Source organism: Frankia sp. CeCAU1 (assembly GCF_977971845.1).
This window is the reverse complement of record NZ_CDWWXA010000242.1, coordinates 1-3,516: the sequence shown is the minus strand read 5'-3', so window position 1 is coordinate 3,516 and position 3,516 is coordinate 1. Positions and strand designations below refer to the sequence as shown.

Below are 3,516 nucleotides of genomic sequence, written 5' to 3'. Positions count from 1 at the left end.
TCCCGACGGAGAGGGCGGGGTCGCCCAGCCCTGGCTGGGATCGATCGGCTTCGTCGGGACGGAAGCCTGGCTCGGTTCCCACCAGGAACTCCCCGCGCCGAGGGACGGCGCGACCGCCTCGCTGACAGGCGCGTCCGGCAGGGCGCTGTCGGCGTCGCGCAGCAGCGTCGGCAAATCGACGTCAACCGCCGGCGGCCCGAGGCAGAAGCGCCTCAGCAGCGGGACGAGCCGACGGACCTCGCCGTCCCGGCTTGCGGCGAGTCGTGACCAGATCGGCGTGTGGTCGGGCTGGGCGAGGTCGGACGCGCTCAGGATGAGGTTCTCGTCGCGGTGGAACTCTTCCCACAGGGCCGGGTCGGCGGCGACCGCCAGCACCGAGAGGTAGATGACGAGACCCGGGAAGGTGTCGACGCGGCGGTCCCAGTAGCCCGTCGCCTGCCGGCGGGGGTGCTGGTAGTGGCGATGTCCATGCTCGTCCGGCGGTAGGTGCGCGACCGCCGGGACCCAAACCGAGTCCAGGTCCACGAGGCGTACTGAACCTTGTTCGGTGACGAACACGTTGCCGTGCTGCAGATCGCCGTGGGCGATCTCGGCCTTGCTCATCTCACCGAGTAGAAGCTTCCATCCGGCGGCGAGGTCACGCAGCGCTTCCGGAGATGCGAGGTGCTGGCGGACGTAGGTCCGCAGGGTGGTGCCCTGGACCTGGTCCATGACGACCACCGGCCACCATTTCTCGCCGACCCGCACTCCCTGCGCGACCCACTCGGCTTTCGGGAAGGCTGACAGCACCCGATGACGACGTAGATGATTCGTTACCGCCGCATAGCGTTCGGCTCCGCCGGTCAGCGGCCGGGTCGGACAGCGCAGCGCGAAGGCACTGCCCGTCGCAGCTCCGAAGAAAACGACCGCCGACTCGCCGGTGACCTGCACCGGGGCACCGAAAGCGTCCCGTTCGAACCGGGCGGTCCGCAGCCGTGGATCCGTGAATACCTCCGCGCCAGTGGAGACCGCAGCCTCGAACTGGCCACCATTCGGCCAAACTCCCGCGCCGAGCACGCCGCTTCCCCCTGGGACGGACCGTCGGAAGTAACCGCCACCGTCGTTCAACCGGTGATCGTCCTTGCCCGTCGGACATTAGCCGACCGCGGATCGGCTTGTCCATGTGCTCGGCGGCCCAGAAGCCCGTGGACCTCAGGTGATCGCGGTGAGCCCGCCTCAGGATGGTTTCTTCGTGGAGGCGACCGCGATCGGGGATCGGCCTGTCGCCGGCCGCCCCAACCATTCAATCCCACAATTTCACGGGGCCGGGTTCACGGGGCCGGGTTCACGGCGGGTCGGGACTGGGCCGTGGCGGCCTGCCGGGTTTCGTGCGCCGGGTTGCGCGTTCCGCGGGGGCCGAGGTCGGTGCGGGCCGATCGCGGGTACGCTCCACCTCTTCCGTCGCTCCAGGTCGGGAGAGACCAGGTTGGTACCGGTGGTGGATGTCGGCCTCCAGGCCGGTTTCCGGTGGTCGGAAGGGTTGCCGAGGGCGGACGGGTCACAGCCGGGTTTCAGTTACGGCCGGGTTTCACGAGGTACCGCAGGTACCGACGGTCGATCGGCGAGCAGAGAGGCGCCAGGACGATGTCCCAGTCGCAGGAGGCGTTCCAGCCATGGGAGGCGGGCGGGCCGCGGGACGTCCGCGCGTCGGGCAAGGAGCCCGCGGGTGCGGAGCCGGTGCGTGCGGACGGCCGGAAGACCTTCGCGCTCGCCCTCGACATCGGGGGAACCAAGATCGCCGCCGGTGTCGTCGCGGGGGACGGCACGATCGCAGCTCAGGCCCGTCGCTCCATGCCGGTCCCGCGTCCGGCTTCACCGGCTTCACCTGATCCGGACGGCGCTGGGCCGGCGTTGGCCCGGGCGGCAGGGGTCGATGCCGAGGAGGTCTTCGCCGTTGTCCAGGACTGCCTCGACGAGGCGCTCGCCGCGGCGCGGATGCGTCCGGACGAGATGACGGGACTCGGCTGCGGGTGCAGCGGTCCGATGGACTGGCCGGTCGGCGAGGTCTCCCCGTTGAACATTCCGGCCTGGCGGGGATTCCCGTTGCGGGCGCGGCTGCGGGACGCATACCCGGGCGGCCCGGTTTTGGTCCACAACGACGCCGTCGCCCTCGCCGCCGGCGAGCACTGGATGGGTGAGGGCCGTGGCGTGCGCAACATGCTCGCCGTCACCGTCTCCACCGGCGTCGGAGGCGGCCTGGTTCTCGGGGGCCGGTTGCTGCACGGCACATCCGGCAATGCCGGCCATATCGGTCACATGGTGGTGGAGGCCGACGGACCTCCTTGTCCGTGTGGGGGACGTGGATGTCTGGAGGCGCTCGCGTCGGGTCCGCGGACGGTGGCCTGGGCGATCGGCGAGGGCTGGGTGCCTTCGGGGGATCAGCCGGCCAACGGTCGCGTGCTTGCAGCCTCGGCACGGGCCGGCGACGGCGTCGCCCGGCGGGCCCTCGCCCGCGCGGGTGCTGCGGTGGGGGCCGGACTGGCCTCCTGCTCGAGCCTGCTCGACCTGGAGGCCGCCGTGGTGGCTGGCGGGTTTGCGCAGTCCGGCCCGATCTTCTGGGACGCGCTGTCGGCCAGTTTCGATCGTCACACGGGGTTGGCGTTCACCCGGCGGATGCAGATCAGACGGAGCTCCGATCCCAGCCGGATCGCGCTTCGGGGGGCCGGCGCCTTCATCCTCGCGCCGGAGCGGTACGCCTGGGAGGGCTAGTACCGGCCGGTACGACGTTTTCTACGACGTCGCCTGGTATGTCGGTCTCGCCTGGTGTCCCCTCCTCCTCAAACATGCCTCGCTGGCGCGTCTGCCCGGCCTCACAGCCTCGCGGCTGGGTAGACGCGGGAGGGGCAGGTGTAGGGAGCGTGCGGATCGGAGGTCCGGGTGGTTTGGGGATCGCTGACCGGGGTACCCCCCGCATCGGACCCGGTGTCTGCGCCGGCGGGCGGACGGCACCGGTGAACGAGGGACGAGGCGGGCCTCGGCAGCGGTTCGGCGGGGGAGGGAATCGGCGCGGGGCCCGGAGGCTGTCAGCTGTGGGGATTGCGCACTGTCAGACGTCGGTGCCAGAAAGTTAGGTCCTCGTGTCCGTTCACCATGCCCGGACTCGTGTATAGTTCCTCTTCGTCGCCCACCGAGCTCCTCCGGGAGCCGGGCGTCGCGCAGGACCAGATCTCCTCCGAGGGGGCGTAGACCCCCCGAGGAAACGGGCCGCGGACGGTGCGATAAGGTACGAGAGTGGCAAACACCGGCACGTGGGTGGGTTAACTACCGGGCCGGAGTGATTTGACACAATCAAGCCAAAGCTCATAATCTAGGGAAGACGTTCCGGTTGGTCGCTTTGAATGCGAACGTCCGGAGTGTGCAAGAAGGTAAGACCTGTTCGGATGTGAATATTTCGCACAAAAAGAAGCGATTTGACACCGCCGGACAAGCCGAGTAACTTAAAGAAGCACCAGAACGAAGCCCCGAGGGTGGAGGTCT

The 3,516-nt window shown here is 69.4% G+C and carries 2 protein-coding genes; one reads left to right on the top strand and one right to left on the bottom strand.

Annotated elements, in window-relative coordinates; genetic code table 11:
- A partial coding sequence (locus AC08OO_RS22960) for a phosphotransferase (protein WP_476619069.1) occupies nucleotides 1-1,107 on the bottom strand: 1,107 nt, incomplete at its 3' end.
- Nucleotides 1,108-1,623: 516 nt separating this feature from the next.
- Between AC08OO_RS22960 and AC08OO_RS22955 the strand changes: the two genes are divergently transcribed.
- Nucleotides 1,624-2,748 carry an ROK family protein gene (locus AC08OO_RS22955; protein WP_476611784.1) on the top strand — a complete coding sequence of 375 codons (1,125 nt, stop codon included), beginning with the start codon at nucleotides 1,624-1,626 and terminating at the stop codon, nucleotides 2,746-2,748.
- Nucleotides 2,749-3,516 lie beyond the last annotated feature (768 nt).